Genomic DNA, 22,979 nt, shown 5'->3' with positions numbered 1-22,979 from the left:
CTCTACTGGAAGCGTGGTCCCCGAGGTTCCTGCGTTCCGAAAGTCGGTTCGCCCATCTCTTCGAGGATCCGGTTGAGATCCTGGATCGTCGCGAAGTCGATCACAATCTGACCCCTCGTCGCCCCGAGGCTCACTTTCACCCGCGTGTTGAGGCGATCTCCGAGGCGCTCGGCGATCTCGTCGAGGTGATCGTTGCGGCGTCCGGCGGTGGGGCGCACCCGCTTCGACTTCGGCGCTCTGGATGCCACGGCCTCCGCGGCACGAACGGAAAGATCCTCGTTGACGATCTTCTCGGCGAGACGGTTCATCTCATCGGCGTCGACCACCGAGAGGATCGCACGCGCATGGCCCGCGCTGAGAACACCCGCTGCCACTCGCTTCTGCACGGCGGTGGGGAGCTTCAGGAGCCGGATCGTGTTCGTGATCTGCGGGCGGGACCGTCCGATGCGCGTTGCGAGCTGGTCCTGCGTGATGTCGAAGTCCGCCAGGAGCTGCTGGTAGGCCGACGCCTCTTCCAGCGGGTTGAGCTGCGACCGGTGTAGGTTCTCGAGCAACGCATCCCGCAGCATGTTCTCGTCCGCGGTCTCTTTGATCACCGCGGGAATGGTTTCGAGGCCGAGTTCCTTGCTGGCCCGAAGCCGGCGCTCCCCCATGACCAGTTCGTACTGCTGTTCGGCCGCGCCGACCTTCGTCAGTTCGCGTACGACGATCGGCTGGAGCACGCCCACCTCGCGGATGGACGCGACAAGCTCGGCGAGGTCATCCGCGTCGAATTCCGTGCGGGGCTGCTTGGCATTCGGAACGATACTCTGTGGGTCGAGGCTCGCGAGGCGTGCGCCCGGCACGGACACCAGTTCCGGCTCAGCCTCGCCCCGGTCGGCGAAGAAGACGTCGACTGGGCTTCCGGAGCGCGATTCGTCGAGTGTGGGGATGAGGGAGCCGATTCCCCGACCGAGTCCTGTCCTTTTGGGGTTAGCCATGTTGTTCTGCTCCTCTTCGTGCAATTTCTGATGCGGCTTCGAGGTACGAGAGTGCACCTGTCGACTGCGGATCGTAGCTGATGACCGTCTGTCCGTAGCTGGGCGCCTCCGAAATGCGCACAGTACGGGGGATGATCGCTGTGAGCGTCTCGGAGGGGAAGTGATTTCGCACATCCTCTGCAACCTGTGTGGCCAGGCGGGTCCGACCGTCGTACATGGTCAAAAGAATGGTCGAAACCCCGAGGTGCGGGTTGAGGTGCTTCTCGATGAGCGCGATGTTGGAGAGAAGCTGGCTCAATCCTTCGAGCGCGTAGTACTCGCACTGGATCGGGATGAGCACTTCCCGGGCGGCCACGAAGGCATTGATGGTCAGGAGGCCGAGCGATGGCGGGCAGTCGATGAACACGTAGTGGTAGGGATCGCCAGCCTCTTCTGCGCGCCGGAGGTAGCCATCGAGACTCTCCCTCAGGCGCAGTTCGCGGGCGACCATGGGTACGAGCTCGATTTCGGCGCCCGCAAGGTGGATCGTGGCCGGCACACAGAAGAGTCGTTCGAACTCTGCACTTCTCTGCACGACATCTTCGAGCGGAGTGTCATGGATGAGTACGTCGTACACGCTGGGTATTTCGGCGCGATGGTCGGCTCCGACAGCTGTCGAAGCATTGCCCTGAGGATCAAGATCCACCACCAGTACTTTCGCACCCGATTTCGCCATTGCAGCCGCAAGATTCACCGTCGTGGTGGTTTTACCGACGCCGCCCTTTTGATTCGCGATCGTGAGCACGCGAGTCTGGCGGGGGAGAGGATACTCTGCGGCTGCGGCAGCCTTACGGCGGCGCGAGAGATCGGCGATTTCACGCGCGAGCGGTGTCGAGGCGTCGTAGCCGATCGGTTCGCTTGTCATGTGGTCTCTCTGTGGAACGGGTGGTGATTATGGAACGGGTGGTAGCTATGAGGATTGGTAACGACGAGCGGGTGGAAGCGGTTTGTTGCTATGTTCCACGTGAAACATGCCTCAACCAAGGTACCGGCTGTGTCCGTAAACGCGTAGTCGGGCGGCGTGTCTGGCCGCACTGTGCACACGGTGCAACGAAGGCAGAAGCACTCGTCAACGCACCGTAGCCGTGATCACCCGCGTCACATCGTCGAGCACGCCCGTACCGAGTTCCCGCACTTGGACGTCGGTCAGCTTGAATCGCTTGATCTGCTTCGCGGCGGCTTCGATTTCCGCCGCAGCGCCAGCACCCTTCATCAACACCAGTTCACCGTCAGGACGGAGCAGGGGAGCGCACATCGGGATGAGCTTCGCAAACGCACTGACCGCACGAGCAGTGATCTGATCCAGTCCACCCGTGAAGCCGACATCCTCGGCCCGCCCGCGCATGACAGTCACGTTGCCCAGCTCGAGTTCGGCTGATTGGTCGTTCAGCCACTTGACCCGGCGCTCCATGGGCTCGATGAGTACAAAGTCGACATCGGGTCGCGCTATTGCCAAGACCAGACCCGGTAGACCCGCGCCACTGCCGATGTCCCCAACCCGACCCGGGTTGAGGAGGGGAGCCACGAGCACGCAATTCAGAATGTGCCTGGTCCACAGACGCGGCAGCTCCAGGGGACCGATGAGTCCGTACTCTTCCCCGTGCACAGCGAGGTTTGCCGTGAAACGACGTGCCTTCGCGATCGTGTCACCGAACAGGTCAGGGGCAACGCTGGGTTCTGCTTCGAGGTCTTCAGGAAGCTCAGGCATCGATCACCGACGACCTTTCATATCTGACGACCCAGGTGGCGCTGCGGTGGGTCGGGGCAAGAATCTGTCGGGCCACAGTCTCTCGGATCAACTCAGCCTTTTGAAGCGACTCAGATTCTTGAAGCAAGCCAGACTGTTTCACGTGAAACTATTGAATTGGAAAATCCAATTCAGGCCGCAGTGATCACCGTGTGGCGATCGCGACCTTCGCCCTCCGAGTTCGACACGAAGCCGCGCTCGGCAACGAGGTCATGAACGACCTTGCGCTCGTAGGAGGACATCGGGTCGAGTGCCACGCTGGCCTCGCCACCGACTTCGAGGCGATCGACGGCTGAGGCCACCAGGCGCGCCAGTTCTGCTTCCCGAATCTTGCGGCTCCCACCGACATCCAGGATCAGCCGCGAGAAGCCGCCAGTTTTAGTCTGCACTGCGAGACGGGTCAGTTCCTGTAGCGCCTGCACGGTGTCGGGCTGGGAGAGCAGACGGAGATTGCTGTCTTCCGATGAATTGACCGAGACATAGGCTCTGCCGCCCCGGGCATCGATGTCGATGTCACCGTCGAGATCGCAGATGTCGAGCAGCTCTTCGATGTAGTCCGCCGCGATGTCGCCCTCGTCTTCGAGAGCGTGCGGGTCAGCATCCGACTTCGCAGAACCCGGCTCAGCCGCACTGTCCAGCTCAGCCGTACCATTCAACTCAGCCGCACCATCCACCGCAGCCGCACCGTCCACCACAGCGGAGTCATTCAGTCCAGCAGCGCCGTCGGACACGACGTCCTGCTCGATGTCGGTCGTGCTGATCTCGCTCACGTCGCTCACTTCTTCTCACCCTGCTTCTTCGCTCTGGTCTTGCCGACCGGCTGCTGACGCTGCGTCGTCTTCGGCGCCTCGAGAACAACATGGTTCACGGTGCCGTCAGCGGCGGTCGCGATGTTCAATTTACCCTTTTTCGCCAACCGCATTTCGCGGGCCTTGGCAGCCTCACTGCCCGGTGTCGGCATGTTGCGGATCACCAGGAACTGCTGGCCCATCGTCCAGAAGTTCGAGGTCAGCCAGTAGAACATGACACCGAGCGGGAAGCTGAAGCCGGAGAACGCGAAGACGAGCGGAAGGATGTACAGCAGGATGCGCTGCTGCTTGAACATCGGGCTGTTCTTGGCCTCCGGGGACTGGTTGCGCGACATGATCTGCAGCTGCGTGATGAACTGCGAACCGGTCATCAGGACCACCATGATGACCGCGATGATCATGACGGCGACATCACCCGTCACGGTGGCTTGCTGGAAGCTCTCGTGCAGAGGTGCAACACCGAAGAGCTTCGCGTTTCCGAACTGCAGGGCCAGGTCGGAGTTCAGCCAGAAGACGCCGGCCGTGCCCTTCTGGGCGTCATTCAGCACAGAGAACAGTGAGAAGAAGATCGGCATCTGGAGGAGCAGCGGAAGACACGAACTCAGAGGGTTCGTACCGGTCTTCTTGTAGAGCTCCATCGTCTCGCGCGACATGGCCTCGCGGGAGAACTGGTCCTTCTTGCCCTTGTACTTGTCCTGGATCTTCTTCAGCTGTGGCGCGACTTCGAGCATCTTGCGCTGGCTCTTGATCTGGCGCACGAAGATCGGAATCAGGGCAGCACGGATGACCAACACCATTCCGACGATCGACAGAACCCAGGTGAGACCCTCGGCAGGATCCATCCCGAGCCCTGTGAGCACGGTGTGGAAGAGCACGAGCAGTCCCTCGACGACCCACTTGATGGGCCAGAGGATGGTGCTGATGAAACCGGGGATGTCCATGCTTCGGATTAGCCCTTTCCGTGGCTACTGGCTACGACGAAACCGAATCTGGTGACACGGAAGTGTTGCGTGCGGGGGCGGGGAACATCATCGATCCCGCCGGCCGCCCACGGGTGGCAGCGCACGAGGCGGTACAGACCGAGGGCGATTCCCAGCAGGATTCCCCGCTGTTGGATCGCTTGCAGGGTATACGACGAACATGAAGGGTAGTACCGGCAGACATCACCGTAGAGCGGCGAGATGACCGCCCGGTAGAGCTTCAACAGCAGAACGGCAGCATTCCGCGGCAGGAGATAGACGCCGATCGCCAAGAGACGGATGACCGACAGGGCCGACACGCCCTGGCCAGCCGCTAAGGAACTCACGACAACACCTTCGCCTTGGCGAACGAACGGGTCACTTCACGTTCGAGCGAGGCGAAACTGGATGTCGCGGCACTCGGAAGCGCCCGGATGACGATATCGATGCCCGGCTCGACCGTGGACTGGAGCGAATAGCAGACCGCCTTCAACCGTCGCCGAATGCGGTTGCGTGTCACTGCGACACCAACCGCTTTCGAGACGATGAAACCGAATCGTGCCGGCGAACCATCCCGATGGCCGGCCGAATCTTCACGGTGCACGTATGTCACCGTGTTCGGCCCCGAGAATCTGGCACCGCGACGGACGGCAGAACGGTATTCGTCTGCTGTCGTCACGCGAGCGGTTTTGGCCAGCACCGGGAGGGGGGATCGTCTGGAAGGTCTTCGCGCTACGAACTACGCGGAGAGCTCGGTACGGCCCTTGCGACGGCGAGCCGAGAGGATCGCGCGTCCGGCACGGGTGCGCATACGCAGGCGGAAGCCGTGCACCTTGGCGCGACGACGGTTGTTCGGCTGAAAAGTTCTTTTGCTCATGATGTGTTCTCCGTGGCCCAGCCATGTGCGCCGGGAAGCTTCGTAAGGTGTGCTGCTGCACACAAGTCAACTGATTAAAACTACGGCTTGAGATGCGAATGGTCAAACTCAAACGGCGCAAACGCCCAATTATCCACAGTCGATTACCAGAGGTCCGCAGTGACACGCGGAGGTGACCCACAATCAACTTGATCTGCGTCTGTGCAGTCACTAGCTTAGATCCCTAGGTTTGTGACAGTGGTCTTGGGGAATCGGTCACGCACTTCATGTGATCTCCCTGGCATCCGCTTGGACTCACTCAGCCCTTTCGACAGGAGTTCCATGGCCGACGATCCCGGTTCACCGGAAGCCAACTGGCGCACCGTCCTCGATGCTCTGTCGACTGACGAGAGAATAACGCCGCAACTCCACGGTTTCCTGGGGCTGGTGGTGCCGAAGGGCATCATGGCCGGGTCGTTCTACCTCGAGGTCCCCAACGACCTGACGAGAGGGATGCTCGAGCAACGCATCCGCGTCCCGCTCCTGTCGGCTCTCGGCCGGCTGGATGAGTCCTACGGTGTCAACAACTTCGCCGTGGTCGTGAACCCCGACATCAGCGGGAACGACTACCTGCAGCAGGCCGAGGTCATCGAGATCGTCCCCACGCCGCCCGCGGGATACGTCGAGACGACTCCTGTGCAGGAGACGGTCGGCCCTCTCCGCAACAACGACACTCGGCTGAACCCGAAGTACAGTTTCGACAACTTCGTGATCGGCGGCTCCAACCGCTTCGCCCACGCTGCGGCCGTCGCCGTGGCTGAGGCTCCCGCCAAGGCCTACAACCCGCTCTTCATCTACGGCGACTCGGGGCTCGGCAAGACCCACCTCCTCCATGCCATCGGCCACTACGCCATGAGCCTCTACCCGGGCGTTCGCGTGCGATATGTGAGTTCTGAGGAATTCACGAACGACTTCATCAACTCCATCGCCAACAACCGCGGTGCGGCCTTCCATTCGCGCTACCGCGACATCGATCTGCTTCTGATCGATGACATCCAGTTCCTGCAGGGGAAGGCGGAGACGCAGGAAGCGTTCTTCCACACCTTCAACACCCTGCATGACCACAACAAACAAGTCGTGATCACCAGCGACCTGCCTCCGAAGCACCTGACGGGCTTCGAGGACCGGATGCGTACCCGGTTCGAATGGGGTCTCATCACCGATGTGCAGACGCCCGACCTCGAGACCCGGATCGCCATCCTGCGCAAGAAGGCGCAGAGCGAGCGACTCCAGGTGCCCGACGAGATCCTCGAGTACATGGCGTCGAAGGTCTCCTCCAACGTGCGGGAACTCGAAGGCACACTGATCCGGGTGACGGCGTACGCGAGTCTGACCCGGAACCCGGTCGACCTCTCGCTCGTGCAGACCGTGCTCAAAGACCTGATCACCCTCGACGACGACAACGTCATCGCGCCGGTCGACATCATCGGCCACACCGCCGAGTACTTCAAGTTGTCGGTGGATGATCTCTACGGCTCCTCCCGCTCGCAGGCCATCGCCACAGCGCGCCAGATCGCCATGTACCTCTGTCGGGAACTGACCAGCCTGTCTCTCCCGAAGATCGGCCAGCTCTTCGGCGGACGTGACCACACCACGGTCATGTACGCCAACAACAAGATCGGCAAGCTGATGACCGAGAAGCGTTCGATCTACAACCAGGTCACCGAGATCAGCAGCAGAATCAAGCACAACCAGCGCTACAAGGGCATCTGAGACCCAGTTTCCACATGTTGTGCACAACCCTGTGCATAACACGCTCCGAATTGTTGACGGGCTGTGGGGAGTTGTGGGATGGGGTCACTCGCCCACTCCTCCACACTGGCCGAATGACAAGAGTTCTCCGCAGAGTTTCTACATCTCACACCGTTGTAGTTCCCTGTCGAATACTGTGATCCGAAGCAGTTGTCCACATATCCACGTCGGTTAAGAAGATTAATCTTTAAACCTTTAATCATTCCGCCCAACAACTTCTACCGCCGATCGTGCGGCCCAGGCAGAGCGCACACGCAACACCCCTCCACGGGCTAGCATTGACCGACCAAGACACGTACAAACTGAGGTGAAGAGTGAAGTTCCAAGCCAACAGAGACGTTTTCAGCGAAGCCGTATCCTTCGCCGTCAAGCTGCTGCCGCAACGAACCACCCTGCCGATCCTGAGCGGCGTACTGATCGAAGCCAGCGGTGACGGGCTCACTCTGTCGTCGTTCGACTACGAAGTCTCCTCGCAGACGCAGATCACGGCCGACGTCGAAGAGCCCGGTCGGGTCCTCGTCTCCGGCCGGTTGCTCTCCGACATCGCCAACCGCCTGCCGAACGCACCGGTGCGCTTCTACACCGAAGACACCCACATCATCGTCACGGCCGGCTCGGCCAAGTTCACCCTGCTGAACATGCCCGTCGAGGAATACCCCAGCCTTCCCGTCGTCGGAGAACAGTCCGGGCTGTTGAAGTCCGACGACTTCTCCGCGGCGATCGCCCAGGTGGCCGTCGCTGCGTCGCGCGACGATGTCACGCCTGTCATCACCGGCGTGCAGCTCGAGATCTCGAACAACAGCCTCTCCCTGGTGGCCACCGACCGCTACCGTGTCGCGGTGCGCAACATCGACTGGGATTCCGGAACCTCCGACATCGGGACGGCCACGGCACTCGTGCCGGCGAAGACCCTCCAGGAGATCGGCAAGACCTTCGGCAACAGCGGCACGATCTCCGTCGCCATCACGAACACCGACGACCGTGAGCTCATCGCGTTCAGAGCCGACAAGAAGACCGTGACCTCCCTGCTCATCAAGGGAAACTTCCCGCCGGTCAAGCGTCTCTTCCCGGAATCGGTCGAGAACTACGCGGTCATCAACACCGCCGACCTCATCGAGGCGACGAGGCGTGTCTCCCTGGTGCTCGAGCGGGAGGCTGCGCTTCGGTTCACGTTCACCATCGACGGTGTAACCCTCGAAGCGATCGGCTCCGAGCAGGCACAGGCCTCCGAGTCCATCGATGCTCTTCTCACCGGCACAGACACCGTCGTCTCGCTGAAGCCGCAGTTCCTGCTCGACGGTCTGGGGGCCGTGCACTCCGAGTACGTCCGCATCTCGTTCACCAAGACCGACAACCCGAACAAACCGGGCCCGGTTCTGATCACGAGCCAGTCATCGAAGGACCAGCCCGGTTCAGACGACTACAAGTACCTGCTCCAACCGAACCTACTTCTGCGCTAAGAGGAGACATCATGAACCTCGGACTCATCGGCCTGGGCAAAATGGGCAACAACATGCGCGAGCGTCTTCGCGCGGCGGACATCGACGTCGTGGGCTACGACCGCAATCCCGCCGTGAGCGACGTCGCCGACCTCGCTGCACTCGCCGCAGCACTGCCTGCACCCCGCATCGTCTGGGTGATGGTTCCCTCCGGCGTGATCACGGATTCGGTCATCAACGACCTGGCCGGTGTGCTCGACGAGGGCGACCTCATCATCGACGGTGGCAACTCCCGCTTCACCGAAGACTTCAAGCACGCAGAGCTCCTCGCCCCGAAGGGCATCAGCTTCGTCGACGCGGGCGTGTCAGGCGGAATCTGGGGACTGAAGAACGGCTACGGCCTGATGGTCGGCGGCAAGAAGGAGGATGTCGACCGCGCCATGCCGATCTTCGACGCGCTCCGCCCCGAGGGGCCGCGCGATGAGGGCTTCGTGCACGCCGGTGAGGTCGGTGCCGGCCACTACGCCAAGATGGTGCACAACGGCATCGAGTACGCCCTGATGCAGGCGTATGCCGAGGGGTACGAACTCCTCGACACCAAAAAGGACATCATCAAAGATGTCACGGGCACCTTCAAGGCCTGGCAGCGCGGCACGGTCGTCCGTTCCTGGCTCCTCGAGCTGCTGGTTCTCGCCCTCGAACAGGATCCCGAGTTCGAGGACATCGAAGGGTACGTCGAGGACTCCGGCGAAGGTCGCTGGACCATCGAGGAGGCCCTCGCGAACGCGGTGCCGGTTCCGACGATCAGCGCATCGATCTTTGCTCGGTTCGTCTCACGCCAGGCGGATTCCCCGTCGATGAAGGCCGTCGCCGCCCTCCGCAACCAGTTCGGTGGCCACGCGGTCAAGAAGGCCGACTGAGCGGAGGAGCGAGACCGCGCGCGTCAGCGCGCGGCATCCACTCCCCCCGGAGCTTTCCGTGCAGGTACGACACCTCAGTCTCTCCGACTTCCGCAACTACTCCGTGGCGGAACTGGAGCTGGGTGCAGGTCCGAACCTGTTCGTGGGCAGCAACGGCCAGGGCAAGACGAACCTGGTCGAGGCCCTCGGCTACTTGAGCACGCTCGGCTCGCACCGGGTCTCGAGCGACCAGGCCCTGATCAGGATGGGGCAGCAGGCGGCGATCATCCGGGCCCGCCTCGAACACGCTGGCCGCGAGGTGCTGGTCGAGGTTCAGATCAATCGTTCTGAGGCGAATCGCGCGCAGGTGAACCGGTCGGTCACGAAGATCCGTGAGATTCCGAGGTTCTTCTCGAGCGTCCTCTTCGCGCCTGAAGACCTGGCGCTCGTGCGCGGCGACCCGTCCGGCCGTCGCCGGTTCATCGACCAGCTGCTGTTCGCGCGGAGCCCTCGGCTCGCTGGAGTCGCGACCGACTACGACAGGGTGCTCCGCCAGCGCAACACCCTTCTGAAGTCGGCACGCAACTCGGGCGTCAAGGCGAACCAGCTCTCGACGCTCGAGATCTGGGATGATCGGCTCGTCGTGCTCGGTTCCGAACTCATCGCCGAACGCGACGCCCTCGTCTTCCAGTTGCGGCCCTACATCGAGAAGGCCTACCTCGCTGTGGCGGGGTCGGACCACTCACCGAAGATCAGCAGCCGACTGAGTATCCTCTCCCTGTCGTCGACGTCTTCGTCGGATGACGAGTTGGATGACCAGCCGGGCGCATCCGCAGAGCGACTCGGTTCACCCTTCCGTCGCGCCGATGTCGAAATCCAGTTCCGCACGGCGCTCGCCGACCTCCGCCGCCAGGAGCTCGACCGGGGGATCACGCTCTGCGGCCCCCATCGCGACGACCTCCTGTTCGAGCTGAACGGTCTTCCCGCGAAGGGCTACGCGAGTCACGGCGAATCCTGGTCGTTCGCACTTGCCGTGAAGCTCGCGTCGGCCGACCTGCTCCGCACCGATTCGGCGTTGGGGGATCCGGTGGTCATCCTCGACGACGTCTTCGCCGAGCTCGACAAGGCGAGGCGTGCGCGTCTGGCCGCTGCAGTGGCCGACTACGAGCAGGTGCTCATCACCGCCGCCGTCTTTGGGGATGTTCCTGAGCAACTCACCGCACACACGGTTCACATCTCTGCGGGAACCATCGTCTCCGAGCCGGCCGATGCCTGAGGAGACCCGCGGCGAGACGCCGAGCGACAAGCCCGTCGAGGCTTCCGCCGAGACTTCCGCCCTTCCGGAGAACGAGTCGCAGTCGGTGTACCTCCGGTTCAAGAAGGTCTTCGGCGATTCCCGCCTGATGAGTCGCACGCGACTGCGGCAGCGTAGACAGCCGACGGGTGAGACCGTTCCGTATGGGCTGGGGCGCGACCCGAAGGGCATCAGTTCGGTGATGGATGCCCTCACCAACGAACTCGGCTGGTCGGGTTCCCTGGCCAAGTCCGACCTCATGCTGGCGTGGAAGGAGATTGCCGGCGAGGAGACCGCGGAGCACAGTCGACCGGTAGGAATTACAGACCAGGTTCTGAGCGTTCAATGCGATTCCACGGCGTGGGCAACTCAGTTGAGATTGATGCGAACGATGATCATGACACGCATCGCCCAGGAGTACCCGGAGGCGGGAATCGAGTCAGTGCGGTTTTTGGCCCCTGACGCCCCGTCCTGGAAAAGAGGCTCCAGATCAATTCCAGGGCGGGGCCCTCGCGATACCTACGGGTAGCAAGGCAAAACAGGTCACCGGGCAGAAATAAACGCCCCAGAAGGGCTTCAAAGCCGCCGGGCGAAGCATTGTTTTGGTAGAATGAAGGGTCTGCCAATCTGCTTTGGAGCCCATATATCCATGACATCCCCACTTGACCAAGCCGACTCCGAAGATGAATACGGCGCCGACGCCATCCAGATCCTCGAAGGCCTCGAAGCGGTTCGTAAACGTCCCGGAATGTACATCGGTTCGACCGGTCCACGGGGGCTCCACCACCTTGTCTATGAGATCGTCGACAACTCTGTCGACGAGGCGCTGGCCGGGTACTGCGACACCATCCTGATCACCATCCTCAAAGACGGTGGGGTGCGCGTGGTCGACAACGGCCGGGGCATCCCTGTCGACCTGAACAAGCACGAGAACAAGTCCACCGTCGAAGTGGTGTTGACGATCCTGCATGCTGGCGGCAAGTTCGGCGGCGGCGGATATTCGGTTTCAGGCGGTCTGCACGGGGTGGGCAGCTCGGTGGTCAATGCGCTCTCTGCCGAATTGGATGTCGAGGTCCGTCGCCAGGGTCATGTCTACCGACAGAGCTACAAGCATGGGATCCCACAGGCGCCGCTCGAGAAGGGCGAGACATCGACAGAGACCGGAACCACGATCTCGTTCTGGCCGAGCCGAGAGACATTCGAGACCGTCGAGTTCGACTACGAGACCCTTCGAGCGCGATTCCAGCAGATGGCCTTCCTGAACAAGGGGCTCCGCCTCACCCTGACCGACCAGCGCGGTGACGAAGACGTCGTCGTCAGCTATCTCTACGAGAAGGGTCTCGTCGACTACGTCGAGTACCTCAACCGGGCCAAGAAGAACGAGCTGGTGCACGAGGAGGTCATCTCCTTCGAGAGCGAAGCTCCCGATCGCAAGATCTCGCTCGAAGTGGCCATGCAGTGGACCAACGGGTACACAGAGAGTGTGCACACCTATGCGAACACCATCAACACGCATGAGGGCGGAACGCACGAGGAGGGGTTCCGTGCTGCGCTGACCTCGTTGGTGAACAAGTACGCCCGCGAGAAGCAGATCCTGAAGGAGAAAGACGAGAACCTGACGGGTGACGACGTCCGTGAGGGTCTGACCGCAGTCGTCTCCATCAAGCTCGCCGAACCGCAGTTCGAGGGCCAGACGAAGACCAAGCTCGGCAACACCGAGGCCAAGGCCTTCGTGCAGCGCGTGGCAGGCAAGGAACTCGCCGATTGGTTCGACCGCAAGCCGACCGAGGCGCGCGAGATCATTCGGAAGGCCATCCAGGCCTCACAGGCGCGGATGGCCGCTCGCAAGGCACGCGAGCAGACCAGGCGCAAAGGCCTCCTCGAGGGCGGCGGTATGCCGGGCAAGCTCAAGGACTGCTCGAGCCGTGACCCCGTCAAGAGCGAGATCTTCATCGTCGAGGGTGACTCGGCCGGCGGGTCCGCGATCCAGGGCCGCAATCCCGAGACCCAGGCGATCCTGCCCCTCCGCGGCAAGATCCTGAACGTCGAGAAGGCGCGACTGGATCGGGCCCTCGGCAACAACGAGGTGCAGGCGATGATCACCGCGTTCGGCGCGGGCATCGGTGAGGACTTCAACCCCGACAAGGCCAGGTACCACAAGATCGTTCTGATGGCGGATGCCGACGTCGACGGTCAGCACATCACGACCCTGCTGCTCACGCTGGTGTTCCGGTACATGCGTCCGCTGATCGAACTCGGTTACGTCTACCTGGCGATGCCGCCGCTCTACCGTCTCAAATGGTCGAATGCGCCGCACGAGTACGTGTACTCCGACGCGGAGCGCGACGCGTTGCTCACCCATGGCCAGGCGGCGGGAAAGCGCATCCCGAAAGAGAACGCGATCCAGCGGTACAAGGGTCTCGGTGAGATGGACTACCGCGAACTCTGGGACACCACGATGGACCCTGAGACGCGCACCCTCCGCCAGATCACCCTCGATGACGCCGCGGCGGCCGACGAGATCTTCTCGACCCTGATGGGCGAAGATGTCGAGTCCCGACGCAACTTCATCCAGAAGAATGCCAAAGACGTTCGTTTCCTCGACATCTGACGCTCCCTCGACCGCTGTCTACCTTCCAACTGATCGAAGAGACCTATGACTGACGAAACTCCCACGAGCGACCCGGGCGTACCTGCCGACTCCATCGCACCCGATTCGCGCGGCATGACGACCGACCGCATCGAGCAGGTCGACCTGCAGCTCGAGATGCAGCGTTCGTATCTCGACTATGCGATGAGCGTCATCGTCGGGCGTGCGCTGCCCGATGTGCGCGACGGACTGAAGCCGGTGCACCGCCGCGTGATCTACGCGATGTACGACGGAGGCTACCGGCCCGATCGCGCATTCTCGAAGTCGGCCCGCGTGGTCGGCGAGGTGATGGGTCAGTTCCACCCGCACGGCGACACCTCGATCTACGACGCGCTGGTGCGTCTGATCCAGCCGTGGAGCCTCCGCTATCCGCTGGCCCTCGGCCAGGGCAACTTCGGTTCGGCCGGCAACGACGGCGCTGCCGCCCCCCGGTACACAGAGACGAAGATGGCTCCGCTTGCGCTCGAGATGGTGCGCGACATCCAAGAGGAGACCGTCGACTTCCAGGACAACTACGACGGCCGTACGCTCGAGCCCGTCGTTCTGCCGTCGAGGTTCCCGAACCTGCTGGTGAACGGGTCGGTCGGCATCGCGGTCGGCATGGCCACGAACATCCCGCCGCACAACCTGCGTGAAGTGGTCTCCGGTGCCGTCTGGTACCTCGAGAACCCGGACGCGACGCGCGAAGAACTGCAGGACGCATTGATCCAGCGCATCAAGGGGCCCGACTTCCCGACGGGCGCCCAGATCCTCGGTGTCAAGGGCATCCACGACGCCTACCGCACCGGTCGCGGTTCGATCACGATGCGTGCAGTCGTGAACGTCGAGGAGCTGCAGGGTCGCACCTGCCTCGTGGTCACCGAGCTGCCCTACCAGGTGAACCCCGACAACCTCGCGATCAAGATCGCCGAACTCGTGAAAGACGGCAAGATCGGCGGAATCGCCGACATCCGCGACGAGACGTCGGGTCGAACCGGACAGCGCCTCGTCATCGTGCTGAAGCGCGACGCCGTGGCGAAGGTGGTGCTGAACAACCTCTACAAGCACACCTCGCTGCAGGAGAACTTCGGCGCCAACATGCTGGCGATCGTCGACGGCATCCCGCGCACGCTGCCGATCGACGGGTTCATCACCGAGTGGGTCGCCCACCAGATCGACGTGATCGTGCGGCGCACGCAGTTCCGTCTGCGCCGGGCCGAAGAGCGCATGCACATCCTGCGCGGGTACCTGAAGGCTCTGGATGCTCTCGACGAGGTCATCGCGCTGATCCGCCGTTCGCCGACCGTCGACGATGCGCGTTCGGGGCTGATGGAGCTGCTCGACGTGGACGAGATCCAGGCCGACGCCATCCTCACGATGCAGCTTCGGCGCCTGGCAGCTCTCGAACGACAGAAGATCGTCGACGAGGCAGCCGACCTGCAGGTCGAGATCGACGGTTTCCACGTCATCCTCGGCAGCCCGGAACGCCAGCGCGAGATCATCATCGAAGAGGTCACCGACATCGCGACGAAGTTCGGCGACGACCGGCGCACCGAGATCATGTTCGGCTTCGACGGCGACATGAACATGGAAGACCTCATCCCCGAAGAGGAGATGGTGGTCACGGTCACCCGAGGCGGCTACATCAAGCGCACCCGGAGCGACAACTATCGCAGCCAACACCGCGGCGGCAAGGGCGTCAAGGGCGCCCAGCTGCGGGCGGATGACGTCGTCGACCACTTCTTCGTGACCACGACCCACCACTGGCTGCTGTTCTTCACCAACACCGGGCGGGTCTACCGCGCGAAGGCGTATGAGCTGCAGGAGGCCGGGCGGGACGCGAAGGGCCAGCACGTGGCCAACCTTCTCGCGTTGGCGCCGGACGAGCAGATCGCGCAGATCCTCGACATCAGGGACTACAAGACGGCGACGTACCTCACGCTCGCCACGCGTGACGGTCTGCTCAAGAAGACGGCGCTCAGCGAATACGACACGAACCGCTCCGGGGGGATCATCGCGATCAACCTCCGTGAAGGCGACGAACTGGTCTCGGCGCTGCTCGTGGAAGAGACGAGCGATGTTCTGCTCGTGTCGAAGAAGGGCATGAGCATCCGGTTCACCGCCTCGAACGACGCGCTCCGGCCGATGGGACGCTCGACGGCGGGAGTGATCGGCATGAAGTTCCGTGACGACGACTACCTGCTCGACGCCTCGGTGGTCTCCGACAACGGATTCGTCTTCGTGGTGACAGAGGGCGGCTACGCCAAACGCACCTCGGTCGACCAGTACCGCCTGCAGGGCAGGGGCGGTCTCGGCATCAAGGTGGCGAAACTGCAGGAAGCGCGAGGCGACCTGGCCGGGTCCCTGATCGTCGACGAGGAAGACGAGGTCTTGGTGGTTCTTGCCAGCGGCAAGGTGGTACGCTCCTCCGTGGCCGAAGTCCCGGCCAAGGGCCGAGACACCATGGGTGTTGTCTTCGCACGATTCGCTGAAGACGATCGGATCATCGCGTTGGCCAAGAACACCGAACGCACCGTTGTTCTGGAGGAGACCACCGACGCGGAAGCGGCGGAAGAACCGACAGGCGAAGCCGCGGATGCTGGAGAGGAAAGCTAGACCCATGAGTAATGTGGCCGAGAAGCTCGCCAAGAAATCATCACGCCCCGCCCAGGCCAAGCAGGTGCGCCTGCGCCTGGTCTACGTCGACTTCTGGTCGATCCTGAAGCTGTCGTTCCTCTGGTCGATCATCCTCGGTATCGTGACCGTCGTGGCGACATTCCTGATCTGGTCGCTGCTCAACCAGACCGGAGTCTTCGACTCGATCAACAAGGTGCTGACAGAGATCGCCGGAACCGCGAGTGGCTTCGACATCAACCAGTTCGCGTCCCTGGGCCAGGTCATGGGATTCGCGATCATCGTGGCGATTCTCGACGTGATCGTCATCACCGCCCTCGGGGCAATCGCAGCCGTTCTGTACAACCTGACGGTCAAGATCACCGGCGGAGTGATGCTCGGTTTCACAAACAAGTAGGTTTTGGGTAAGATCGTAAAGTTGCGTTTCCCGGAAAGTCCCGGGAGGCGTGACAGCCCAAACGGGGGTATAGCTCAGTTGGTTAGAGCGCTTCACTGATAATGAAGAGGTCCCAGGTTCAAATCCCGGTACCCCCACCCGATCCATCCGGGGCCTTAGCTCAATTGGTAGAGCGCCTGCTTTGCAAGCAGGAGGTCAGGAGTTCGATTCTCCTAGGCTCCACTCGAATACATGCTGGCTTCGCCCGTCCCTGCCGGGCGAACGCTGAAAATGACCGACGAGAAGTCGGTCATTTTCTCTTTGTGCCATCGTGCGCACGAGAAAGGCCCGGCACCTTACGGTGGCCGGGCCTTTCTTTGTGAAGATCAGGCGGAGGGGGTGTCGATCTCGTCTTCGCTGATCCAGAGCTCGTCGTCGGCCCGGAAAGTCTGCCAGACGGCGTAGCCGATACCGACGAGGGCGACCGCGCCGGTGACGAGCGCGACATAGGTGCCGGCATGCGACGATTTCTTCGCAGCCTTCGGGCTCACCTTGGCGATGGCACTCCTGACGGTCTTGTTGTCGCTCAGGCCGACCGCGCCCGCAGCGGAAGCGAGCCCGCCGCCGATCGCGGGGAGCACATCGGAGTTGAAACGCTTCTTGGCCTGGTCGCTTGCGACCTTGACCGAGGCGAGGCTGTGAGCCGTCGACTGGGCGATCGTGTCGGAGGCGCTCTTGGTGGCAGTGCGCACGCGAGGAACGACCTCCTCCTTCGTCAGCTCACCGAGCTGAAGCTTCGCCTCGCGAGCGACGTGGTTGGCACGATCCAGAATTTCCTGCTGGTCGTTCCAGAGCTTGTCTGCACTCGAACGCAGATTTTTGAGCGCCTTCTGGCGTTTACGGGTGAGACTCATCAGAAACCTCCATAGGCTGAGAACGCGGTCGGGACAATCTTGCCACGCAATGGAGTCCGGCCCGACATCGCGACCTGACTATCATCCGACTTTACGCTGACCCTTGACTGTGTGCGCCAGCCCATGTGTGAGAATTGAGCCATGGCCAAGCACACCCACGTCGCGACCCTCCACACGAACCTCGGCGACATCACCGTCAACCTCTTCGGCAACCACGCTCCACAGACTGTCAAGAACTTCGTCGGGCTCGCTGAGGGCTCGCGGGAATGGACCGACCCGAAGACGGGAACGGCCACGACCGCCAAGCTCTACGACGGCAGCATCTTCCACCGCATCATCCCGGGCTTCATGATCCAGGGTGGCGACCCGCTCGGCAACGGCACCGGCGGCCCCGGCTACCGGTTCAACGACGAGATCAGCCCCGACCTCGACTTCACGCAGCCCTACATCCTCGCGATGGCCAACGCCGGCATCCAGGGCGGGCAGGGAACGAACGGCTCCCAGTTCTTCATCACCGTCGGTGCCACCACGTGGCTCCAGGGCAAGCACACGATCTTCGGCGAGGTGGCCGACGACTCGTCGCGTCGTATCGTCGACAAGCTCGCAGCGGTGGCCACGGATTCCTACGACCGCCCTCTCGACGCCATCGTCATCGAGAGCGTCGAGGTCGCTGACGCGTAAGTGACGAAGGATCGAAGCCGGCGAAGCGCCGTGACGGTCTCGCTGTGACATCCGTTCCCGAGACGTCGTCGAACGTCTGCTACCGCCACCCCGACCGGCAGAGTTACATCCTCTGCCAGCGCTGCGGCAAGACGGTCTGCCCGGAGTGCTCGGTGCAGGCGGCGGTCGGTGTGCACTGTGTCGACTGTGCCCGGAATGCCAGGCAGGGCGGCGAGTACAAGCGACGCCCCGCGTTCGTGAGGGCTGTGAGATCGGCCGGCCGATCATCCGGAACACCCGTGGTGACGTACGCGATCATCGCCGTCACGGTCTTCGTGTTCATCCTGCAGGCCATCCCCGGACTCGGCGTCACGGGCGCCCTGCAGTTCGCCGGTGCCTACGTGCAGCCGGACCCCGGCTATGCATTCGGCTTCGAACCGTGGCGCATGCTCACCTATGCGCTGGTGCACACCCCGTTCTCGATCAACGCGCCGTTCTCGATCCTGCACATCCTCTTCAACATGTATTCGCTGTACATCTTCGGCCGGATCCTCGAACCGATGATCGGGCGGTGGCGGTTCCTTGCTCTCTACATCATCTCGACGGTGGGCGGCGCGCTGTCCGTCGATCTTCTCAACGACGCGGGACAGCCGGTCATTGGCGCATCGGGTGCGATCTTCGGCCTGATGGCGGCCTTCTTCATCATCGCCCGGAAGCTCGGCGGCAACACGTCACAGCTGCTTGTGCTCGTCGTGCTGAATCTGGCGATTGGTTTTCTGGTTCCGGGTATCTCGTGGCAGGCCCACGTCGGCGGACTGATCGCGGGCGGCCTGGTGGGGCTGATCTACATCGAGACGCGGAAGCGGCAGTTGCAGCCAGCGCAGATCCTGCTCACCGCCGCCGTCTTCGTCGTCATCGTTGCGGCGACGCTCGTGCGATCTTTAGTCTGAGTTATACACAAGGCCCTGTGCACTCAGCTGTGGAAAGAGACGAGTTATCCACAGGGTTATTAACACTGGGGATAATTACACCCGTGTAATTAGCGCCGAGGATCGACTAGCGCCAGCGCGTGGTCATCAGGAAGCCGATGAAGGCGATCCCGAAGCCGATGAGGATGTTCCAGCTGCCGAGGCCGGGAACGGGCAGAACACCCTGGCTCACGTAGAACACGATGATCCAGGTCAGGCCGAGCAGCATGAAGCCGAACATCACCGGCTTGAACCACACCGGGTTCGGGCTCGACTCATCGCTCGTTCGCTGAACGACTTGCTGGGAACGGGTCTTTTCGCGGGCCATGCCGATGATTCTAGCTGGGAATACTGGCGGCCTGCAGTATGGGGGCCCTTGATACGCTGGGGAAGGATTCAGCATCCCGCGATCCACTTCTCCTAAGATGGCCGGCGTGACAGACATATTCTCACTTTATCCGGACGAGCCGGAACCCCAGGACACCGGCCGATCTGCCGTGCCTGCCGAGGCCGGCGAGGGTCGGCCCGGCGACAGGCGTCCCCGTGACAATCGACGGGGCTCGAAGTCGATCGTCCGTGGCGTCATCGGCGTAGCCGGTGAGCTTCTGATCACCGCAGGTGTGCTGGTGTTCCTCTTCCTCGGCTGGCAGCTCTGGATCCAGGGCATCGCGCTGAACAGTGCGCAGACGAACGAGGCGTCGGGGTTATCCCAACAGTGGAATGCCTCGCCGGTCGGCCCTGTCTCTCCAGGCAGCACCGACCCTGCCGCCCCGGCAACGGGCGCCGCGCCCGCGGACGGCTCGAACGGTGCCGCCCCCGTCGTGATGGCGGCACCCGCTGAGACCAAACAGTTCGCGGTGCTCTACGTTCCGCGCTTCGGGGCGGACTACAAGCGCACGATCGCCGAGGGTGTGGACGCGAAGGCGGTGCTGAACGCGGGCGGCGCCGGTCATTACGAACAGAGCGCGATGCCGGGTGCCATGGGCAACTTCGCGATCGCGGCCCACCGTGACGGCTGGGGCAGTCCGTTCATCAAGATCAACGAACTGAAGATCGGCGACCCGATCTACGTCGAGACCCAGGACGGCTGGTACACCTACCGCTACCGCGACACCGAGTACGTCACCCCTGAAGGTGTCGACGTACTGAGTGCGGTGCCCCAGGTTCCGGATGCCGCACCGACCGACCGGCTCATCACCCTGACGAGCTGCAATCCTCTCTACATAGCTTCGGAGCGGATCATCGCCTACGGTGTGCTCGACTCGTTCACCCCGCGGAGCGCGGGCGCCCCCGCCGAAATCGCGGGCCTCACCGGAAAGGGGGCCTGAGCATGTACGTCTCCCTCTGGCGGGTGCTCCCCGGGCCGGTCTGGCTGCGCATCCTGATCCTGGTCGTCGCTCTGGCAATCATCCTCTTCGCCCTCTCCACCTGGGTCTTCCCCTTCGTCGACGGGCTGCTGACGCCTAGCCAACCGGTTACGGTTAACCCATGACCCACGTGCTCGTCATCGACAACTACGACAGCTTCGTCTACACGCTGAACGGCTACCTGCACCAGCTGGGCGCCGAGACGACAGTCGTTCGGAATGACGCGTTCTCGATCGAGGATGCGGCAGCCGCGCTCGAGCGTTACGACGCCGTGCTCATCTCGCCCGGCCCCGGCAAGCCGGCAGACGCCGGTGTGTCGATCGCGGTCGTGCATGCCGCCATCGCATCCTCGACACCGCTGCTCGGCGTGTGCCTCGGTCACCAGGCGATCGCCGAGGCGATGGGTGCCACGGTGACGAATGCCGAAGAGCTGATGCACGGCAAGACGTCCGTGATCGTGCACGACGCGAGCCCGTTCTACGAGGGGGTCGACCAGAACTTCCTTGCCACCCGCTACCACTCACTGGCGGTCGTCGACGGTACGGTCCCAGAGGTGCTCGTGGTGACCTCCCGCACCGAGGGCGGGGTCATCATGGGGCTCCGCCACGCGAACGCCCCGGTCTTCGGAGTGCAGTTCCACCCCGAATCCGTTCTGACAGAGGGCGGCTACCGGATGCTCGCGAACTGGCTCGCGGTGGCCGGACTCCCCTCGGCGCAGGCGGCCGCCGACGGGCTGAGCCCGCTCGTTCGCATCGGCTGAGCCTACAGACGACAGCCGGAGGCGTCAGTCTCGCGCGCCGGTCAGCCCTAGGGGGTGGCTGTCGGCGTGGGCGTCGGTGTCGTCGGGGGAACGACGGCCCCGGTGCAGTAGGTGAGCGTGATCTCCGCGGCCTGGGCGCCGTCTCCCGCTGGGATGGACTGATTTGTGACCGGGTTCTGCCCGCTGGTGGGGCAGGTGTCGTCATTGGTGGTGTTGACGGTGTAGTTGATTGCGCGGAGGGCCACCGTGGCCTGGTCGAGCGGCACGTTCACCACGTTCGGCACCGTGACGAGGCCGTTCGAGACGACGAAGTTCACGGTGTCGCCCGCAAAACTCTGCGCACCGGCGGCCGGGGTGGTGCTGATGATGACATCGGCTGCGACCGTGGCCGAGTTCTCCTTGGTGGTGGCGCCGATCTTCATGCCGAGTGCCGTGATCGTCGGCGTCGCCGCGGCGACAGAGCTGCCGACCACACTCGGCATGGCGACAGGCTTCGGACCCAGCGAGACGTAAACGCTGATGAGGGTCTTCGGCTGGACCACTGTTCCCGCGCCGGGGTCCGTGCGCACGACCTCGCCCACCGGAACGGTCGGGTCGTTGACGTCGTAGCGTTGCGTCACGAGGTCAAGTTGCTGGAGAGTCGCGTTCGCACCGTCGTAGGTCTGGCCGGCGGTGACCGGGATGACCCGGGAGGCATCCGGGACGATGTTCGTCTCCTTGAGAGTGAACACCCAGAACAGGATCGCGATCAGGATCACTGCGACGCTCGCAATGCCGGCCCAGATCCAGATCACCGGCGGGCGGGACTGGGTGCGCACCGCATACTCGTCGTCTCCGGCGAGCTGGGTCAGTGCAACATCCGACCCCGAGGTCAGCGTGGGGGGTGCACCGAAGAGCGAGGACTGGAAATCCTCCCGCGGCAGGCGCTTCGAGGGGATCTTGCCGGCACCCGCGATCTGCAGGTCGACCTTGAAGTCTGCGGCACTCTGGAAGCGGGCGAAGCGATCCTTCGCCAGGGAGTGGGCGACCACCTGGTCGAGCGCCGGTGAGACCTTCGGATTGATGGAGCTCGGTGCGACCGGTGCCTCGCTGACGTGCTGGTAGGCGACAGCCACGGGGGTCTCGCCCCGGAACGGCGCACGACCGGTGAGCAGTTCGAAGAGCACGATGCCGGTCGAGTAGAGGTCGGTGCGGGCATCCACCGATTCGCCCCGCGCCTGCTCGGGTGAGAAGTACTGGGCTGTGCCGAGGATCGCGGTGGTCTGCGCGACCGTGGCGGAGGAGTCGGAGATGGCCCGGGCGATGCCGAAGTCCATCACCTTCACCTGGCCCGAGTTGGTGAGCATGATGTTGCCGGGCTTGATGTCGCGGTGCACGACACCGGCGCGGTGCGAGTACTCGAGGGCCGTGAGGATGCCGTCGGTGATGCGCACAGCCTCGGCCGGATCGACCGGGCCCTGCCGGATGAGGTCTTTCAGCAGGATGCCCTGCACGTACTCCATCACGATGAACGGCACGATGGCTTCGCTGCCGCCCGCCTCGGCGACACGCTCCTCGCCGGCGTCGAACACCCGAACGATGGTGGGGTGCGCCATACGGGAGGCGGCCTGCGCCTCCTGGCGGAAACGCGTGCGGAAGATCGGGTCACCGGCCAGCGAAGACTTGAGGAGCTTGATCGCTACCGGACGGCCGAGGCGTTCGTCGCGGCCGACGTACACGTTCGACATGCCGCCGCGACCGATGATCTCACCAATGCGGTATCGCCCGGCGAGAAGGCGATTGTCATCGGTCACGGTGAGGCTCCATGCTCTGCTGGCGGGAAGCCAGTGTCGGGGGT

At 63.1% G+C, this 22,979-nt stretch carries 24 protein-coding genes and 2 tRNA genes; 15 read left to right on the top strand and 11 right to left on the bottom strand.

Annotation, left to right across the window (positions count from 1 at the left end):
* Positions 1 to 2 precede the first annotated feature (2 nt).
* The 8 genes from FB464_RS14710 to rpmH all read right to left on the bottom strand — a co-directional run bounded on the left by FB464_RS14710 (position 3) and on the right by rpmH (position 5,411).
* On the bottom strand, positions 3 to 980 hold the full coding sequence (locus FB464_RS14710; RefSeq protein WP_116416380.1) for a ParB/RepB/Spo0J family partition protein: 978 nt from the start codon (positions 978 to 980) through the stop codon (positions 3 to 5).
* Entirely contained in the window at positions 973 to 1,884 is a 912-nt protein-coding gene (locus FB464_RS14705) for a ParA family protein (RefSeq protein WP_116416381.1), read from the bottom strand. Before FB464_RS14705 ends, FB464_RS14710 begins: the two co-directional genes overlap by 8 nt.
* Positions 1,885 to 2,088: 204 nt before the next feature.
* Positions 2,089 to 2,727, bottom strand: a complete 639-nt coding sequence (gene rsmG / locus FB464_RS14700) for a 16S rRNA (guanine(527)-N(7))-methyltransferase RsmG (RefSeq protein ID WP_116416382.1) — start codon at positions 2,725 to 2,727, stop codon at positions 2,089 to 2,091.
* A gap of 170 nt (positions 2,728 to 2,897) precedes the next feature.
* Positions 2,898 to 3,404 carry a Jag family protein gene (locus tag FB464_RS14695; RefSeq protein ID WP_211327506.1) on the bottom strand — a complete coding sequence of 169 codons (507 nt, stop codon included), beginning with the start codon at positions 3,402 to 3,404 and terminating at the stop codon, positions 2,898 to 2,900.
* 137 nt (positions 3,405 to 3,541) lie between these two features.
* Positions 3,542 to 4,516 (bottom strand): membrane protein insertase YidC, encoded by a 975-nt coding sequence (gene yidC, locus FB464_RS14690; RefSeq protein WP_116416383.1) that lies wholly within the window; start codon positions 4,514 to 4,516, stop codon positions 3,542 to 3,544.
* 8 nt (positions 4,517 to 4,524) lie between these two features.
* Positions 4,525 to 4,836 carry a membrane protein insertion efficiency factor YidD gene (yidD, locus tag FB464_RS14685; RefSeq protein WP_116416787.1) on the bottom strand — a complete coding sequence of 104 codons (312 nt, stop codon included), beginning with the start codon at positions 4,834 to 4,836 and terminating at the stop codon, positions 4,525 to 4,527.
* 41 nt (positions 4,837 to 4,877) lie between these two features.
* Positions 4,878 to 5,234, bottom strand: coding sequence for a ribonuclease P protein component (gene rnpA / locus FB464_RS14680; protein ID WP_116416384.1), 357 nt, complete (start codon positions 5,232 to 5,234; stop codon positions 4,878 to 4,880).
* 39 nt (positions 5,235 to 5,273) lie between these two features.
* Entirely contained in the window at positions 5,274 to 5,411 is a 138-nt protein-coding gene (gene rpmH / locus FB464_RS14675) for a 50S ribosomal protein L34 (RefSeq protein WP_022895130.1), read from the bottom strand.
* Between the two features lie 321 nt (positions 5,412 to 5,732).
* Between rpmH and dnaA the strand changes: the two genes are divergently transcribed.
* The 10 genes from dnaA to FB464_RS14625 all read left to right on the top strand — a co-directional run bounded on the left by dnaA (position 5,733) and on the right by FB464_RS14625 (position 16,716).
* A complete protein-coding gene (dnaA, locus tag FB464_RS14670; protein WP_116413194.1) occupies positions 5,733 to 7,163 on the top strand; it encodes a chromosomal replication initiator protein DnaA in 1,431 nt (476 codons plus the stop codon).
* Between the two features lie 353 nt (positions 7,164 to 7,516).
* Positions 7,517 to 8,662 (top strand): DNA polymerase III subunit beta, encoded by a 1,146-nt coding sequence (dnaN, locus tag FB464_RS14665; protein WP_116413195.1) that lies wholly within the window; start codon positions 7,517 to 7,519, stop codon positions 8,660 to 8,662.
* 11 nt (positions 8,663 to 8,673) lie between these two features.
* A complete protein-coding gene (gene gnd, locus FB464_RS14660) occupies positions 8,674 to 9,561 on the top strand; it encodes a phosphogluconate dehydrogenase (NAD(+)-dependent, decarboxylating) (protein ID WP_116413196.1) in 888 nt (295 codons plus the stop codon).
* A gap of 58 nt (positions 9,562 to 9,619) precedes the next feature.
* The gene (gene recF, locus FB464_RS14655) at positions 9,620 to 10,816 is read left to right on the top strand and encodes a DNA replication/repair protein RecF (RefSeq protein ID WP_116413197.1); all 1,197 of its coding nucleotides are present in this window, start codon (positions 9,620 to 9,622) and stop codon (positions 10,814 to 10,816) included.
* Complete coding sequence (locus FB464_RS14650; RefSeq protein ID WP_116413198.1) at positions 10,809 to 11,363, top strand: DciA family protein; 555 nt, start codon at positions 10,809 to 10,811, stop codon at positions 11,361 to 11,363. The genes recF and FB464_RS14650 overlap by 8 nt, the downstream gene beginning before the upstream one ends.
* Positions 11,364 to 11,483: 120 nt before the next feature.
* Positions 11,484 to 13,445, top strand: a complete 1,962-nt coding sequence (gene gyrB / locus FB464_RS14645) for a DNA topoisomerase (ATP-hydrolyzing) subunit B (protein ID WP_116413199.1) — start codon at positions 11,484 to 11,486, stop codon at positions 13,443 to 13,445.
* 114 nt (positions 13,446 to 13,559) lie between these two features.
* Positions 13,560 to 16,079, top strand: coding sequence for a DNA gyrase subunit A (gyrA, locus tag FB464_RS14640; RefSeq protein ID WP_116416385.1), 2,520 nt, complete (start codon positions 13,560 to 13,562; stop codon positions 16,077 to 16,079).
* A 4-nt stretch (positions 16,080 to 16,083) separates the two neighbouring features.
* Positions 16,084 to 16,494, top strand: coding sequence for a DUF3566 domain-containing protein (locus FB464_RS14635; protein WP_116413200.1), 411 nt, complete (start codon positions 16,084 to 16,086; stop codon positions 16,492 to 16,494).
* 63 nt (positions 16,495 to 16,557) lie between these two features.
* Positions 16,558 to 16,631 (top strand) — tRNA-Ile (locus FB464_RS14630).
* 12 nt (positions 16,632 to 16,643) lie between these two features.
* A tRNA-Ala gene (locus tag FB464_RS14625) sits at positions 16,644 to 16,716 on the top strand.
* 143 nt (positions 16,717 to 16,859) lie between these two features.
* On the opposite strand, the gene FB464_RS14620 is transcribed toward FB464_RS14625, so the two are convergent.
* A complete protein-coding gene (locus FB464_RS14620; RefSeq protein ID WP_116413201.1) occupies positions 16,860 to 17,387 on the bottom strand; it encodes a hypothetical protein in 528 nt (175 codons plus the stop codon).
* 141 nt (positions 17,388 to 17,528) lie between these two features.
* On the opposite strand from FB464_RS14620, the gene FB464_RS14615 reads away from it, so the two are divergent.
* Positions 17,529 to 18,068 (top strand): peptidylprolyl isomerase, encoded by a 540-nt coding sequence (locus tag FB464_RS14615; protein WP_116413202.1) that lies wholly within the window; start codon positions 17,529 to 17,531, stop codon positions 18,066 to 18,068.
* A gap of 44 nt (positions 18,069 to 18,112) precedes the next feature.
* A complete protein-coding gene (locus tag FB464_RS14610) occupies positions 18,113 to 18,997 on the top strand; it encodes a rhomboid family intramembrane serine protease (RefSeq protein ID WP_116413203.1) in 885 nt (294 codons plus the stop codon).
* Between the two features lie 106 nt (positions 18,998 to 19,103).
* Here FB464_RS14610 and FB464_RS14605 read toward each other — a convergent pair whose 3' ends face one another.
* Positions 19,104 to 19,343, bottom strand: coding sequence for a cell division protein CrgA (locus FB464_RS14605; protein WP_116413204.1), 240 nt, complete (start codon positions 19,341 to 19,343; stop codon positions 19,104 to 19,106).
* 106 nt (positions 19,344 to 19,449) lie between these two features.
* Between FB464_RS14605 and FB464_RS14600 the strand changes: the two genes are divergently transcribed.
* Genes FB464_RS14600 through FB464_RS14595 form a run of 3 tightly spaced genes read left to right on the top strand, consistent with a single transcriptional unit; the run spans position 19,450 to position 21,142 of the window.
* Positions 19,450 to 20,343, top strand: coding sequence for a class E sortase (locus tag FB464_RS14600; RefSeq protein WP_246093078.1), 894 nt, complete (start codon positions 19,450 to 19,452; stop codon positions 20,341 to 20,343).
* A 2-nt stretch (positions 20,344 to 20,345) separates the two neighbouring features.
* Positions 20,346 to 20,507: a hypothetical protein gene (locus FB464_RS19885; protein WP_170151821.1), complete on the top strand. Its 162-nt coding sequence runs from the start codon at positions 20,346 to 20,348 to the stop codon at positions 20,505 to 20,507.
* On the top strand, positions 20,504 to 21,142 hold the full coding sequence (locus FB464_RS14595; RefSeq protein WP_116413206.1) for an anthranilate synthase component II: 639 nt from the start codon (positions 20,504 to 20,506) through the stop codon (positions 21,140 to 21,142). Before FB464_RS19885 ends, FB464_RS14595 begins: the two co-directional genes overlap by 4 nt.
* 47 nt (positions 21,143 to 21,189) lie before the next feature.
* Here the strand turns inward: FB464_RS14595 and pknB are convergent, their stop codons facing one another.
* Positions 21,190 to 22,935: a Stk1 family PASTA domain-containing Ser/Thr kinase gene (pknB, locus tag FB464_RS14590; protein ID WP_116413207.1), complete on the bottom strand. Its 1,746-nt coding sequence runs from the start codon at positions 22,933 to 22,935 to the stop codon at positions 21,190 to 21,192.
* Between the last annotated feature and the right edge of the window lie 44 nt (positions 22,936 to 22,979).

Origin of the sequence: Subtercola boreus (assembly GCF_006716115.1) — a bacterium.
In the GTDB taxonomy this organism is placed as follows: domain Bacteria; phylum Actinomycetota; class Actinomycetes; order Actinomycetales; family Microbacteriaceae; genus Subtercola; species Subtercola boreus.
Note: the sequence above shows the minus strand (reverse complement) of the source record. Positions and strands in the feature narration are given on the sequence as shown.